12 protein-coding genes are annotated in these 15060 nt (G+C 65.0%); 8 read left to right on the top strand and 4 right to left on the bottom strand.

Annotated elements, in window-relative coordinates; all coding sequences use genetic code 11:
* Positions 1 to 6 precede the first annotated feature (6 nt).
* The gene (locus tag ACS7SF_RS08325; RefSeq protein ID WP_439892489.1) at positions 7 to 1482 is read right to left on the bottom strand and encodes an MFS transporter; all 1476 of its coding nucleotides are present in this window, start codon (positions 1480 to 1482) and stop codon (positions 7 to 9) included.
* Between the two features lie 104 nt (positions 1483 to 1586).
* Here ACS7SF_RS08325 and ACS7SF_RS08320 point away from each other — a divergent pair, with 104 nt between their 5' ends.
* The 3 genes from ACS7SF_RS08320 to ACS7SF_RS08310 all read left to right on the top strand — a co-directional run bounded on the left by ACS7SF_RS08320 (position 1587) and on the right by ACS7SF_RS08310 (position 3940).
* Positions 1587 to 2195 (top strand): TetR/AcrR family transcriptional regulator, encoded by a 609-nt coding sequence (locus ACS7SF_RS08320; RefSeq protein ID WP_439892488.1) that lies wholly within the window; start codon positions 1587 to 1589, stop codon positions 2193 to 2195.
* A 330-nt stretch (positions 2196 to 2525) separates the two neighbouring features.
* Entirely contained in the window at positions 2526 to 3227 is a 702-nt protein-coding gene (locus tag ACS7SF_RS08315) for a response regulator (RefSeq protein WP_439892487.1), read from the top strand.
* Positions 3224 to 3940 (top strand): response regulator, encoded by a 717-nt coding sequence (locus tag ACS7SF_RS08310; RefSeq protein ID WP_439892486.1) that lies wholly within the window; start codon positions 3224 to 3226, stop codon positions 3938 to 3940. The genes ACS7SF_RS08315 and ACS7SF_RS08310 overlap by 4 nt, the downstream gene beginning before the upstream one ends.
* Before the next feature lie 23 nt (positions 3941 to 3963).
* Here the strand turns inward: ACS7SF_RS08310 and ACS7SF_RS08305 are convergent, their stop codons facing one another.
* Positions 3964 to 4458 (bottom strand): MarR family winged helix-turn-helix transcriptional regulator, encoded by a 495-nt coding sequence (locus ACS7SF_RS08305; RefSeq protein ID WP_439892485.1) that lies wholly within the window; start codon positions 4456 to 4458, stop codon positions 3964 to 3966.
* Positions 4459 to 4752: 294 nt separating this feature from the next.
* On the opposite strand from ACS7SF_RS08305, the gene ACS7SF_RS08300 reads away from it, so the two are divergent.
* The 5 genes from ACS7SF_RS08300 (at position 4753) to ACS7SF_RS08280 (ending at position 12667) form a co-directional block, all read left to right on the top strand.
* The gene (locus ACS7SF_RS08300) at positions 4753 to 5541 is read left to right on the top strand and encodes an SDR family NAD(P)-dependent oxidoreductase (RefSeq protein WP_439892484.1); all 789 of its coding nucleotides are present in this window, start codon (positions 4753 to 4755) and stop codon (positions 5539 to 5541) included.
* A 90-nt stretch (positions 5542 to 5631) separates the two neighbouring features.
* Positions 5632 to 8352 carry a hypothetical protein gene (locus ACS7SF_RS08295; protein WP_439892483.1) on the top strand — a complete coding sequence of 907 codons (2721 nt, stop codon included), beginning with the start codon at positions 5632 to 5634 and terminating at the stop codon, positions 8350 to 8352.
* Positions 8353 to 8451: 99 nt separating this feature from the next.
* Entirely contained in the window at positions 8452 to 10452 is a 2001-nt protein-coding gene (locus ACS7SF_RS08290) for a methyl-accepting chemotaxis protein (RefSeq protein WP_439892482.1), read from the top strand.
* A 180-nt stretch (positions 10453 to 10632) separates the two neighbouring features.
* Positions 10633 to 11217 carry a response regulator gene (locus ACS7SF_RS08285; protein ID WP_439892481.1) on the top strand — a complete coding sequence of 195 codons (585 nt, stop codon included), beginning with the start codon at positions 10633 to 10635 and terminating at the stop codon, positions 11215 to 11217.
* 391 nt (positions 11218 to 11608) lie between these two features.
* Positions 11609 to 12667, top strand: a complete 1059-nt coding sequence (locus ACS7SF_RS08280; RefSeq protein WP_439892480.1) for a porin — start codon at positions 11609 to 11611, stop codon at positions 12665 to 12667.
* Between the two features lie 76 nt (positions 12668 to 12743).
* Here the strand turns inward: ACS7SF_RS08280 and ACS7SF_RS08275 are convergent, their stop codons facing one another.
* Together ACS7SF_RS08275 and ACS7SF_RS08270 are read right to left on the bottom strand one after the other, a co-directional pair.
* Positions 12744 to 13556, bottom strand: coding sequence for a ferritin-like domain-containing protein (locus tag ACS7SF_RS08275; protein ID WP_439892727.1), 813 nt, complete (start codon positions 13554 to 13556; stop codon positions 12744 to 12746).
* A 184-nt stretch (positions 13557 to 13740) separates the two neighbouring features.
* On the bottom strand, positions 13741 to 15000 hold the full coding sequence (locus ACS7SF_RS08270; RefSeq protein WP_439892479.1) for an MFS transporter: 1260 nt from the start codon (positions 14998 to 15000) through the stop codon (positions 13741 to 13743).
* Positions 15001 to 15060 lie beyond the last annotated feature (60 nt).

Genomic DNA, 15060 nt, shown 5'->3' with positions numbered 1-15060 from the left:
GGGCGTTCACCCATGCCGGCGCCACGCGCGCCAGAACAGTACGAGGGCGACCACCGTGGCCGCCACGTTGTACAGCATCGCGAAGGCAAAGGCGTGGTCGTAATGGGCAGCGTGGGTTGCGGGGGTGACGGCACTTGCGCCATTTGCGGCGTCGACACCGTCCGTACCCAGCAGCGAGAACAGCAGCACGCCCACCACCGTCACGCCCACCGCATTGCCGACTGCCTGCATGGTGGTGACCGTGCCGGCGCCCATGCCGGCCTGGGCGGTGTCCACACTGCTCAGGATGGTGTTGAGCGACAGCGGTAGCACCATGCCCTGGCCGAAACCGCCAATCACCAGTGGCACGAGCAGCCATGCATGGCTTGCACCGGCCTGCGCCATCGTTGCCAGCAGGGCGAGGCCGCCGGCAAACAGCGCCATCCCGAGCCATAACGCGCGCTGTCCGATGCGCTCGGCCAGGCGGGGCGCGATCAGCGAGCCGGAAAAATAGGCAACTGCCGCCGGCGTAAACACCAGCCCCGCCATCAACGGCGACAACCCACGCCCAAACTGCAGCAGGATCGTCAGCGCCAGAAAATACGAGCTGATGGCCGTGTAGAACAAAAAGATCGCCAGCACGCCCAGCACGAAGCTGCGGTTGCGGAACAAGGCCATCTCGATGATCGGCACGCCGCCCGCGGCCGACAGCGCGCGCTCCACGCGGACAAAGTGCCGGAACACCACCAGCGACGCCAGCGGCACGGCCCAGGACCACCATGGCCAACCAGACTCGCGACCCTGCATGATGGGCACCAGCAGCATGCCCAGCGCCACCGCGCCGGCCACGGCACCGCGCACATCGAGCCGCGCCGCCACCGGCGCCCGCGACTCCGCAACAAAGGCACGCGCGGCCAGCAACGCCGCAATGCCGATCGGCACGTTCACCAGGAACACGGCCCGCCAGCCGGCAGCATGCGCGGCCAGCGGATGTGCGATCAGCAAGCCCCCGATGATCTGCGAGACCGATGCCGCCACGCCCTGCACCGCGCCCATGGTGCCGAACGCGCGGCGCCGTGCATCGCCGTCAAACAGCACACGCACCGAAGCCATCACCTGCGGCATCAGAATCGCTGCGCCCAGGCCCTGGCCGACGCGCATGGCAATCAGCATCCACGGTGTCGTCGCCAGCCCGCACAGCGCCGAGGCCAGCGTGAACACCGCCATGCCCGCCAGAAACATGCGCTTGCGCCCGAACAGGTCGCCCAGGCGCGCACCGTTGAGCAGGAACACCCCATACGCCGCGCTGTAGCCCACCATCACGAGTTGGATCTGCGCAAAGCTGGCGTGCAGGCTCGCGCGGATGTCCGGGATCGCCACGTTGACGATGAACAGGTCGAGGATGGTGACGAAGTTGCCGGTGAGCAGCGCGGCCAGCGCCGGCCAATGCCGTGTAGCAGCAGGCGTGACGAGGCGGCCGCCGGAAAGCGATTCCGTTGACATGGAGGGACTCGGTAATTAATATACGTTCGTACGTATACTAAAGGTGAATCGGCTTACGTCAAGGACCGATTGCGGAGGCCCCACTTGTCCACAGGGTATTTGCCATGAATGAAACCGACGGCCGCCGCCTGCGTGGCGAACGCGCGCGCGCCCAGGTGCTCGAACACGCCACCACCATCGCCTCCACCGACGGGCTCGAGGGCTTGACCATCGGCCGCGTGGCCACGGATGCGGGCGTAGGCAAGGGCAACATCCAGGCGCTCTTCGGCGACAAGGAAACGCTACAACTCGCCACGCTCAATGCCGGTGTTGAGCATTACTTCGCAACAGTGGTGGAACCGGCGATGGCGCTGGACAGCCCGCTGGCCCGCCTGCACGCGCTGACTGAGGGCTGGTTCGACTACGTGGCGAGCGGGCAATCACCGGGCGGGTGCTTTGTCTGCGCGGCCAGCTACGAATACCGCGCCCGCCCCGGCGCCATCCAGGACCGCGTGCGCAGCCACCGCCAGGCGGTGCGTGCGCGTTTTCGTGACGTGATTACGGCGGGCATGGCTGCGGGCGAATTGCGCGCGGATCTGGATATCGATCAACTCATCTTTGAAATCGAGTCGTTTCGCTCCAACGCCAACGTCGCATTTTTGATGGACGACATGACGGTGTTTGAACGCGCCCGCCGCAGCACGCAAGCGTGCATCAATGCCGCCGTCGCTTAAACCGGCTCGGTTGCCGGAGCTGCGCCCCGCATAGCGGCGAACGCCGCACCGCGTCGTGGTGTACGGAACGTTATGGCCATGGCCCTCTCTATGTCCGGGCTGGCCACAACACTCGGTATCTATTTAGTGGCGTTCAGCACAGTCCACAAAGCCATTAATATGCGGCCTTTTCTGATGCGCAGAATGGAGGGGCGGCGTGATACCGGGGTGCCCGCGCAATCTGACCTAAAATGTGTGCCGCAACGTTAATTCTTGCGGCGACGTTGTGGCACATTGGAGCCAGTTTTATTTGCAGCCGTCTCAAAACAAGTCGAATAGGAACCTGCCAACATGAACTGGACCGCGACCCGACCGATCCGCGTGGTCGTGCTCGATGACCATGCGGTCGTCCGTCACGGCCTGGCTGCGCGCCTGAAGCAAGAGGCCGACATCGAGGTGACCGGGATGTTCGCATCGGGCCGGGAAATCGTGCAGGCCCTCAAGGACAACACCGTCGACGTGGATGTCCTGCTGATGGACTACTCGCTGGGACCAGCCGAAATCGACGGGCTCAATCTGATCCGGCTGATCCGTGTGCGGTACCCGGACCTGAAGATCCTGGTGGCCTCGGCACACCACAACAAGGCCACCGTCGGGATGGTCATGCATGCGGGGGCCCGCGGGTTTGTCGGTAAGGAAGAGGAACTGTCAGAACTGGTCCGGGCGATTCGCACCGTGGCCGCCGGCGGCAAACGCTTGAATGCCGCATTGGCGGCCGAGATGGAGGGCGATGCGCTGGCCGACACGCCGGCAGCCGCGCCGGTCACCGATGCCGCACAACTTTCCGCCCTTGTTGACCGCCCCGAACTGAGCCCGCGCGAACGCGAGGTGCTGCGTTGCTGCCTCGACGGCATGTCGGTGACGGAGATTGCGGAAAAATTTGCACGCAGCATCAAGACCATCAGCTCGCAAAAGCAATCCGCCTATCGCAAGCTGGGCATCCGTACCGATACCGAGCTCTTCAAGATCAAGCACGAGCTGGTGGGGCAATGAGCGCTGGTGGATCGGCTCGGTCTCGCCCGCGCGTGTTGGTGGTGGATGACCAACCGGCCAATCTGCTGATCCTCCAGCACCAACTGCTTGCGCTCGATTGCGATGTCGAGCTGGCCGCCGATGGCGCCCAGGCGCTGGAGAAGGCCGCCGCTGAGTTGTTCCAGCTGGTCCTGCTCGACTGCCAGTTGCCCGACATTGACGGCTACACCGTCGCCGAGCGCATCCGCGCACGCGAATCCGCCGCCGGCGCCCACACGCCCATCCTCTCCATCTCCTCCGCCACCGACGACGAGCACCAGCAACGCGTGATGGCCAGCGGCATGGACGGCATGCTGACTAAGCCGATTCGCGACGACGTGCTGCGTGACCTGATCGCGCTGTGGTGTGACAGCGGGGATGCCGTGCCAGTGCGTGCGCCGGTTGCCGCCAATGCCGGGCAGGATCTGTGGCGCGTCTATCTGGATTCGCTCGATGACGATCTGGAGCGCCTGGCGCGCGCGATGGCCGCAGGCGATCTGGAAGCGACGCGCCATGCGGCGCATCGCCTCAAGGGCGCGGCGCTGGCGGTCGAGCAAAGCGTGATCGCGCAGCGTGCCGCTGCACTGGAGGCGGTGCTGAAGCAGACCGCCGCCATCCCTGCCGACGCGCAGGACACGCTGGCCGAACTGCGCCGCCAGCGCGACGCACTGCACGCCGGCAGCAACGCCGGCTGACCGCCACTGAACGCCTGAGCAGCTCAGGCGTTATGCAGCACGCGCAGCAGCAGGTTCTCCAACTGCTTGACCTCGGCTTGCGAGAACCCGCGCAACAAATGGTTCAGCACGTCGATGATCAAGGGCCGGATTTCCGGATACAGCGCACGCCCTTGCTCGGTGAGTGAGACCACCACCGAGCGGCGGTCCGCATCGCTGGGCGCGCGCTTGACGATGTTCTTCTTCTCCAGCCGATCGATCAGCCGCGTCATCGCACCCGGATCGTAGTGCAGCAGGCGCGAAAGCTCGGCCGGTGTGCTGGCCAGGTCTTCGGCCAGGTAGATGACCACCGTCCACTGCGCGGCGGTCAGATCCAGCGACGCCAGGGCGCTGTCGATGTTCGTCACCAACGCATGCCGGACCCGGTGCACGAGCCGGCCGATGTTGGTGTCGCGATCCATGGTGTCAAGCTGGTAGGCGCCCTCGGTGATGGTGCTCGCGGTGGCGGCCTCTGGTGGTGTCTGTACGTCAATACTCATGATGGTGCTCCCCGTTCTACCGGTGATCCGGCTTGTCAGGCGCGCCTTGCGTTTCCTGTCTGCCCCGGTTGCGCGGGCGTGCTTCATTGCACACTAATCTTCGCTTGCCCAGGCCGTCAAGCCGGGATCGACACCAACGCACATCATCAAATTCCATTGGATACCGCTCCAAAACGATTGCGGCTGCCAAGGGGTGAGCGGGTTCGTATCATGGTTGAAACGCCGGTGCCGCACGTGGTGCAGAGCATGTGGCGCGATGTGCCTTTCCTCCTCCAAATTCCCTTTTTCAGTGCCATGAACCTCCACCTTCAGAACAAGCTCGCCCTCGTCAGCGGGTCCACCAAGGGCATCGGCTATGCCATTGCTGTAGCACTGGCCGCCGAGGGCGCCCGCGTCATCGTGAATGGGCGCACCGAAGCGTCCGTGACCGACGCCGTCGCACGCGTGCAGGCCGATGTGCCCGGCGCGCAAGTCGAAGCGTTTGCCGGCGATTTGTCCGACCCGGCCCAGGTCGATGCCCTGGTCAGCCGCTTTCCCAAGGTCGACATCCTCATCAACAACCTCGGCATCTTTGACCCGCAACCGTTCGAAGCCATCGACGATGCGCAGTGGCTGCACTTCTTCAACGTGAACGTGATGAGCGGCGTGCGCCTGTCCCGCGCGTACCTGCCCGGCATGCGTGCGCAGAACTGGGGCCGCATCGTGTTTCTCAGCAGCGAGAGCGGCGTGCAGATTCCGGCCGAGATGGTCCATTACGGCGTGACGAAGACCGCGCTGCTGGGGCTCTCGCGCGGGCTGGCGGAAGTGACCGCGGGCACGGCCATCACCGTGAACGCTGTGTTGCCGGGGCCGACGCGTTCGGAAGGCGTGGATGAGTTTGTCGGCAAGCTCTCGGGTGGCCAGAGTTTTGAGGCCTTCGAGAAGACCTTCTTCGAGACCGCCCGGCCGACCTCGCTCATCAAGCGCTTTGCCACGCCGCAGGAAGTGGCCAATCTGGTGGCGTATGTGGCGAGCCCGCTGTCGTCGGCGACCACGGGCGCTGCGCTGCGGGTGGATGGCGGGGTGGTGAAATCGGCGTTCTAGGTGCGCCGAGGTTGGCTCTGCGCCCGCCAAGCATTGCAATTGGCTGCCTGACCGGCACAATGCGAGCCTGAACGGCTTTTGAGGACCCCGATGCAACTGCGTTGGACGATGTGGGTGGCGGCAGCAACGCTGGCGCTGGTGGGCTTACGTGCGCAGGCTCAGCCGGCTGCCCCCGAGGTGGAACCGCAAATCGCGTTCTACTACGGGCACGATGTGCCAGTTCCAGAACTGCAAGCGTTCGACTGGGTTGTGCTCGACCCGGCCAGTGCCGGTGCGTTTGACCCGAAGCAGCCATCGCCCACGACATGGTTCGCGCGGGTCGATCTTGCACAGCAGGCCGATGCAATGCGCAGGGCCAACTGGCCCGCCGACGTGCTCGATACGGTGTTTGCTCCGCTGCTGGCTCAGGGCTACCAGGGCTTCCTGCTCGACGGGCTCGATACGCTGCAGCGCGCTGTCCCGGATGCCGGCAACGCTGTGGCCGCTTTGTTGCAGGCGCTGCACAGTCGCGCGCCTCAGACGAAGGTGCTGGCCGGCGGCACCGCATGGCTGGATCGGCTTGCTCCGCAACTGGCGGGCGTGGTCACCCCCGGGCTCGTACGCGAGCGGGCGGGCGACGCGAGTTTGCGGGACGTGTCCGAGGCTGATCGCGCTGCCCGCATCGCCGCGCTGCGCAGCATCGGCACGCAGTATCACCTGCCTGCTGTCGCGCTCGATTACTGCGCCAGCTACACCCGCGCGTGCTTGCGCGACACCGCCAACGTGGCGCGCACTGCGGGCGTCACCGCCTACGCCACCACGCCCGCTGTCGATGTCATCGGGATCGGCCGGCTGGAGGTGATGCCGCGTCGCGTGCTGCTGGTCGAGCCGCAAGAGCCGGGCACCAGCACCAATACGCTGCCCTCGGTGCTGTACCTCGCCATGCCCCTCAACTACCTCGGCTACCGGGTCGAGGTGGCCGATGCGTACCAGCCGTTGCCCACCGTCACGCCGGATCGCTACGCCGGTGTCGTCACCTGGTTCGATGCCAATGCGCCGCACCCGGGTGTCTGGGCGGCATGGCTGAGGCGCGTGATGGGGGCTGGGGTGCGCGTCGCGATGTTCAATCAGTTTGGCTTACGCGTGGACGCCGCCATGGCGCAGACGCTGGGTTTGGAAGTGGTGCCCGGGACACCGCCGGAGGCGCTGTCGATCGTCTCGCGTGATCCCATGGTCGGGTTCGAGCTGCAACCGCACCCCGACCGACGCAGCACCGTGGGCGTCAAGGTGGGCCGGGGCACGCCGGGCGCGAAATCGCTGTTGCGCTTATCGGCGGGAAGCTATGTGGTGGACGCGGCGGCCATCATGCCGTGGGGCGGTTATGTGCTGCAGCCCTTTGGCGTGTTTCGCATGCCCGATGTGGACCAGGCGCGCTGGGTGATCCAGCCATTGGCGTTTCTGCGCGAGGCGCTGGCATTGCCCGCCATGCCCATCCCCGACACCACGACCGAAAACGGCCGCCGCCTGATGACGGTGCATATCGACGGCGACGGTTTTGCCTCGCGCACGGAGTTTCCGCCGGGCGAGTTTTCGGGGCAGGCGCTGCAGCGCGAGATCTTTGCGCGGTACAAGGTGCCGACCACGGTCTCCATCATCGAAGGGGAGGTGGCCGCCAACGGTATGTACCCCAAGCTCACGCCGCAGCTGGAGCCGATTGCGCGCAGCATCTTTGCGCTGCCGTATGTTGAGCTGGCGAGCCACACGTTCTCCCACCCCTTCAACTGGCTGCGGACGGTCAACCCACCCGAAGAGGCGGTCACGCCCACGGCAGGTGCTGCCGATTCCTTCTCGCTCAGGATCCCCAACTATCGCTTCAACCTCGACCGCGAGGTGGCCGGCTCGATCGACTACATCAACACCCGCCTGGCCCCGCCGGACAAGCGCGTGAAGGTGCTGCTGTGGAGCGGCAACGGCCAGGTGCCTCCGGCCGCCGTGCAAGCGGCCAACCAGGCCGGCGTCTTCAGCATGAACGGCGGCGACACGTACATCACGCGTTCCAACCCGAGCTGGACGGCGGTGGCGCCGCTGGGTGTCGACAAGGGTAGTGGCCTGTTCCAGGTCTTTGCGCCCGCGCAGAATGAGAACATCTACACCAACCTCTGGCAGGGCCCGTATTACGGCTTCCGGCGCGCCGTCGAGACCTTCGAACTGACCGACAAGCCCTATCGCTTCAAGCCGATCGGCATCTACTACCACATGTATTCGGGCACCAAGCTGGCGTCGTTGACGGCGCTGCGGCAGGTGTACGACTGGGCACTCGCGCAGCCGGTCATGCCGGTGTACGCGTCAGACTACATCCGCAAGGTGCTTGATTTCCGCAGCGTGGCCGTCGCCCGTGACGGTGACGCCTGGGTTGTCCGGGGCGCAGGCGACTTGCGTACCGTACGTTGGAGCGCCGACGGTGTGCCGCACCTGGCCGACGCACGCGATGTGGCCGGTTATCAGGCTGGCCCGGGCGGCACGTATATCCACCTGACGAGCGGCGCCGCGCGCTTCTCGATCGACAGTGCCCCCCAGGCGTTGCCCTACGTGCGCGAGGCCAGCGGACGACTGTCCAACTGGCATCGCGCGAGCGATGGCCGTTCGCTGGCGGTGGAGGTGGCTGGCTATGTGCACCCGTTCATTCGCTTCGCCAACGCGCAGGGGTGCCGGGCCACCGTGGACGGCCGCGATGCCGGCGCCGCGACCGGCGCAGATTGGCGGCTCGATCTAGGCGCTGGCGACCCGGCGAAACTGATACCCAGGCACGTGGAGCTGCGCTGCAGCCGCTGATGCAGCGTTGAAATGCTCAGAAAGCGCGCAGATAAACGTTTGCGCTCAAGCTTTTTCCAGGCGATCCGTTGTTAACCCGACTGACCCTGAGGAGCAAGCATGCGAGCGTCTGCGCCCCAACGCCAATCTTCTGAACGCACCACGAGTCTGGGCACGCGGCTGGCCGTGATCGGCCTGGTCGCGCTGGTACTCGTGTTCGGCCTTTTTGCGCTGGCGATTTCGCAATCGAGCCTGCGCACGCTCGAAGCCAACATGCAGTCCGCCATGCACGATCAGGAAGCCGCCATGCGCGACATGATCGCGCTGTTCGACGGCACCATGCGCACCGAGGCCGACCGCTTCCTCACTGCCTTTGCCGACGCCGCGCCCGGCCCGTACATGGTTGACCCGGCGCACACCGTGGAGGTGGCTGGCAAACCAACGCCCACGTTCAAGAGCGGCACGAAGGGCGAGGAAGTGGTGTTGAACCTCAACTTCACCGTGCCCGACAAGTTCTTCGCGCGCACCGGCGGCACCATCGCCACCGTGTTCGCCCGCACCGGTGATGATTTCGTGCGCGTGACCACCTCGCTCAAGAAGGAAAACGGCGAACGCGCCGTCGGCACGCTGCTCGATCGCGCACACCCGAGCTACAAGGCGCTGATGGCCGGCGAGCCGTTCCGCGGCCTGGCGTGGCTCTTCGGCGTGCCCTACATGAGCAAGTACGAGCCCGTCCGTGACGCCTCGGGCAAGGTCATTGGCGCGCTGTACGTGGGCGTGGACGTGCGCTCGGAACTCGCGCTGCTCAAGGACAAGATCCGCGCGCACGGCATCGGCCAGACGGGCGGCTACTTCGTCATCGACGGCAAGCCGGGCGCGGATCAAGGCAAGGTGCTGATCGACCGCAACACCGCGCGTGAAGGCAGGAACCTGCTCGACGCCAAAGACGCCGATGGTCTGGCCTGGGTGCGCGAGATGATCGAACGCAAGGACGGCACGCTGCGCCATACGCTCGCCGACGCCGATGGCGGTACCACGCGTGAACGCTTCACCGTGTTCACGCAATACCCGGATTGGAAGCTGGTGATTGCCGGCACGGCCTATGTGGATGAGCTGGAAGCCGACCTGGTTTCCGCGCGCAACCGCTTCCTGCTCCTGGGCCTGGCCCTGGGCGCACTGCTGGCCGGCGGCCTGTACTGGATGCTGCGCCGCGCCGTGAGTACGCCGCTGGCCGAGGTGGTGAACGTGGCCCAGCGCGTGGCCGCTGGCGATCTCACGCATCGCCTGCCCGCTGCCCGCCGCGACGAAATCGGTCAGCTCATGCGCGCCGTGAACGGCGTCGGCGACGGCCTTACGGGCATCGTCGACAAGGTCCGCACCAGTGCCTCCACCATCGCTTCGAGCACCGGCCAGATCGCCGCCGGCAATGCCGACCTGTCTGCCCGCACGGAAGCCCAGGCCGGCAGCCTGGAGCGCACAGCTTCGAGCATCGAAGAATTGGCCGCCACCGTGCGCCAGAACGCCGACAGCGCCCAGCATGCGCACGATATGGTGCAGTCTGCCAGCGAGGCGGCCAACGCCGGCGGGCAGACGGTCGAGCGGCTGGTCGGCACCATGTCAGGCATCCACGCGACGGCGCAGAAGATTGCCGATATCACCGGCATCATCGATGGCATCGCCTTCCAGACCAACATCCTCGCGCTGAATGCTGCGGTGGAAGCGGCGCGTGCCGGAGAGCAGGGCCGCGGCTTTGCTGTCGTGGCCGGCGAAGTGCGCAGCCTTGCCCAGCGCAGCGCGGCGGCCGCCAAGGAGATCAAGGAATTGACCAACCGCTCGGTGGAGGAAGTGCAGGCCGGCAACGAAGCCGCGCGCGGTGCGGGCGACGCCATGCAGGACATCGTCACGCGCGTGGAACGCATCGCCGGCCTGATGGGCGAGATCAGCCACGCCTCCCGTGAGCAGTCGCAGGGCATCGAAGAGGTCAACCGCGCGGTGACGTCGATGGATGAAGTGACGCAGCAGAATGCTGCGCTGGTGGAGGAGGCCGCCGCTGCCGCGGAGAGCCTTCGTCAGCAAGCCCAGGAATTGCGTGGCGCGGTGGATGTCTTTCGGCTGACATGAGGCGGTTGCGGCACGGATCGTTGACACCGTGTAGCAATTGCCCCCGATCGAGCAGTCAATCTGTGCAAAGCTGTACCGGATGGAACTGCGGCGGTGCCGGGGCGCTCGCACCAGGCTATCCGCCGGTTCTTTTTGCAACGGAACGTGGCGGGCGACCCACCAGCTCAAGCGCCAACGTCCATGTCATCTGTCGGTCACGCCTTTCATTCCGTCGTCGCCATCGACGACCACCCCATCGTCCTGGAGTCCATCCAGGCGTTGCTTGCGGGTTCACCGCACCTGCAACTCGTCGCCACCGCCGCTGATGGCGCGCAGGGCCTGCAACTGATCCGCTCGGCGCGGCCCAAGCTGGCCATCGTCGACATGAACCTGCCCGGCCTGGATGGCCTTGAACTCGTGCGCCGCGTGCGCGCCCAGCAGCAAGACATCGGCCTGGTGATGACCTCCGCCGAGACCACCGGCAACGAGGCGCGCCTTGCCTTCCTCGCCGGCGCCAACGCTTACGTTCCCAAATCCGAAGCGACGTCCGTGTTGACAGCGGCGCTCCTGCTGGCCGCGCGCGGCTACCTGTCGTTCCCGACTTCCGCGATGGGCTCGTCGGAAGGCGCCGGCCTCGCCACGCTCACCAAGCGCGAAATGCGCGTGAACCAACTCGTCGCAGAAGGCCATCGGAACACCGCGATCGCCAAGCGTCTGGGCATCTCGCCCAAGACGGTGTCCACCTTCAAACACCGCATCACCAAGAAGATCGGCCCCTCTGCCTGATCGACCGGCATTCGAGCAAAAAAAAAAAGACCGCTGTTGGGCGGTCTCTTAAAGTCGATATGAAGCTGTGAAACTGTCATTCAAGCTTCGGACCGCATCATAAGCGAAAACAGTGCTCCCTCAAGACTTCAATTTTTATCGTCAATCGACTTATTTTGATAAGCGAACGGCTTACACTTTGTAAGCCGACGGATTCTGTTCTTGTGGGGTCTGCTTAATGTTGGGGAAATTGTTATGTAAGTCTTTGATTCACAAGATAAATATTTGATTGGCATATTGGGTTTCATATTTACCACAGCGTGATCTCGTTCATTGTTTGATCTGCGGTGTCGGCATACATAATGGCCGCCGATCGCAAATCCTTGCGATAGTGTTTTTCAAGGAAAACGATATGAAGATCAAGCTGTTTGCGGCCGCTGCCGCAGCCCTGGTTTCCGCAGGCGCATTTGCACAATCGAGCGTGTCCCTGTACGGCGTGGCTGACGCTGGTGTCGAGTGGGTCAACAAGGCCCCGGGCAGTGGCGATTCGCGCGTTGCACTGCAGTCGGGCAACATGTCGGGTTCGCGTTGGGGCCTGCGTGGCGTTGAAGACCTGGGCGGCGGCCTGAAGGGCATCTTCAACCTGGAAAGCGGCTTCAACATCGACGATGGCCGTTCGGCGCAAGGCAATCGCCTGTTCGGCCGCGCCGCTTACGTTGGTTTGCAAGGCCAGTGGGGTCAATTGACCCTGGGTCGTCAGACGAACCTGCTGTTTGACTTCGCGCTGCAGTACGACCCGATGGCCATCGCCTCGCGTTACTCGATCGCTTCGCAAGACGCTGCTCTGGCTGGTCGCGCTGACAACGCCGTGAAGTACGTCGGTACGTTCGGTGGTCTGACGGCTTCGGCGCTGTACTCGACGCGTTCCGATGGCCAAGAGGTTGCCGGCAATAACAAGCTGGGCCGTGAGTGGAGCGCCGGCTTGAACTATGCTAGCGGCCCGTTCGCAGTTGGTGCTGTGTATGACCAAGTGAACGGTAACTCGGACGCACTGGCTAACGCCAAGACGCAACGCGCTACCGTTGCCGGCACGTACGCCTTTGGGCCGGCCAAGCTGTACGCGGGCTACCGCTGGCGCAATGCCAGCCACCTGCTGGCTGCTGACCAGTCGTCTTCGCGCTCGAACCTGTACTGGCTGGGCGCTGGCTACCAAGTGACCCCGGCGCTGTCGTTGACGGGCACCGCGTACTACCAAAACTTCAAGACGGCCGGTACGGGCAACCCGTGGCTGTTCGTTGTGGGTAGCGACTACGCACTGTCCAAGCGCACCGATGCCTACCTGAACCTGGCCTACGCCAAGAACAGCAACGGTACGAATCTGGGTGTGGCTGGCTTCGGCGACGTGGATTCGGCGCCGGGCAATAACAACAACCAAATGGGCGCCGTGGTTGGCCTGCGCCACAAGTTCTAATCGACGCTTCGTCGGCTAGATAAGAGAACCCGGGCTTCGGCCCGGGTTTTTTGTTGGCCCATCGCGCACGGTGCGTTCAGTGCAGAATCACCCGCCGCACCAGCGCGACCAACGGCGGCCGGATCGAGCGCTCCAACCCCGGGCGCAGCCGCAGCGGTTTGAGCAGCATCTTGGCTGCCATGTCGATCGGCAGGTGCGCCCGCACCATCGCGCTCACGCTGGAGTTGAGCGCGCGCACGTCGGCTTCGGGCACGTTTTCCTCGCCGCGTTCGATGCGCAGCACGTTGCGCAGGGCGATCATCGAATCTTCGTTCTTGATCTCGCGCAGGCGCGAGGCAAGTGCCTTGAGCACCCGCATACGGCCGACGCCTTCGCGTGCGTTGCAGGCGTTGAAGAAACGGAAGAAGTGTTTGTAATGCCGGACCTCGTCGGCCGAGATGCGGCTGGCGAGATCGCGCAGCACGGGCTCGTCGGCCTCGGCGGCGGCCTGGGCGATGGCTCGGTAGAAGGTGGCGGTGCCCATCTCGACCACGCAGCGCGCCACCATTTCCAGTGCCTGCGTCGGCTCGAACTGGTCGACGGAACAGGTGACGGAGTATTCCTCGAAGAAGCGGGCGTAGCCGTGTTTCCAGTCGAACTCGGGCCAGACGGTTTCGACGTAGCGGCGCAGCGCGCGGCCATGCTGCAGCTCTTCGCGCTCCCAGTGGTGCGTCAGCCAGTGTGCGGCTTCGGGCTGGTCGGCGTAGTACTGGGCGAGGTTGCCGGCGTAGAGGTCGGAGCCGCTTTCCACGAAGGAAGCGCAGACCACCAGGTAGAAGAGCGTGCGGTTCTCGCGCACGCGCGCGACGTTGATGCCGCCGTAGTCGATTTCCTGCATCGACCACGGCATCGGCTGGCTTGCGGGTGATGTTGCTTGATGAGCCTGTGACACGGCGCGTCCTCCGTTGGCGGTGCCGCAAAAAGCGGACCGCTTCTAACATGAGAATGAAACATCACGTCTCGTGTTTCAATGACAGATTCGCGTCAGCAAAGGTTCCTAATAGTAATCTTCCGCGGTTTAAGTGACGATATCGTCATGGCGTCGGCGTCGCTTCGGCGGGCTGTGCACCATCCGGCGCCGTACGCGTGTGCGCGTGCCGGAGCCCATACGTGAAGGCGCACAGGGCGACGAGCGCGCAGGCCACCATCGCCCATTCCACGGCTGCGTAGCCGCCGGTCGCTTTCCACAGCAGCGCGCCGAGCCAGGGAGCACTGGCCTGGGCCAGCAGTACGGGCGTCATCATCAGGCCGTTGAGGGTGGCGTACTGGTTGCGCGACACCAGCTCCGGCATGGCGATCGCGCGCAGCATGGTGTTGATGCCGTTGGCGGCACCGTAGATGAGCGCGAAAGCCAGCAACAGCGGCCCGCTGGAGAGCGCCAGCAGAACGAGCGCCACGGCCATTGCAGCATACGTGGCCGGGGCGACGCGAACGGGGTGCGCCAAGCGAAAACGCATCATCGCCAGCCGGCCGAGGACTTGCGCCGGGCCAATGAGCGCCGCGATCAGCAATTGGCGGCCCGTCGGCACGCCCTTTTCGGAGAGCAGCGGAATCAGATGGGCGCCGAGCACCGTGGCGATCAGGCTGATGGCCACGAAGGCCAGCACCACGGCCCAGAACACGGGCAGGCGCAACACCATGCGCCATGCCGAGGTGTGCGAGGTGGGGATCCGCGCGGGATCATCGACGGTATTCGCTGATGCCTGCTGGGGCGGCTGCACGCGCAATCGCAGATGCACTGGCAGGCAGATCAGCACCTGCGCCAGGGCAAACACCTGCAGCGTATGCCGCCAGCCGATGTGCTCCACCCCCCATTGCGCCAGCGGAATACAGATCGTGCTGGAGAACCCTGCGATCAGCGTGAGCCCGATGATGGGCCGCTGATAGGCATCGCCAAACGCCTGGCGCAGCACGACGAAGGCGGGGTCGTACAGCGTGGTGGCCATGGCCACGCCTATCGGCAGCCAGAGCAATAGGAACGCGGTTGGATGGGAGACCAGCGACCACGCCAACAGGCTCCCCGCCGCCAGCATCGTGCCGGTGCCCATCACGCGGCGCGCGGGCCAGCGATCCAGCGCGCGCCCCACCCAGAACGAGCACAGCGCCCACACCAGCAGCCCCAGCGAGAACCCGCCCGCCAGAAACGGCCGTGCCCAGCCGAGCGTGTCATGCATCGGCGCCAGGAAGACGGTGAAGGTGAAATACAGCGTGCCCCACGAGACCGTTTGCGCGAGGCCAAGCAGCAACACAAGGCGCCGGCCTTCGGGCGAGGCCGGCGAGAGCGGGGAGGTCATGGAGGCGGAAGCGAAGGGGCGGTGGGCCTGCGTAGCGTGTGGGAAATTCTAGCGGCGTGT

It is taken from the genome of Ralstonia sp. 25C (assembly GCF_051904805.1).
In the GTDB taxonomy this organism is placed as follows: Bacteria; Pseudomonadota; Gammaproteobacteria; order Burkholderiales; family Burkholderiaceae; genus Ralstonia.
This window is presented reverse-complemented; position numbering and strand designations above follow the sequence as displayed.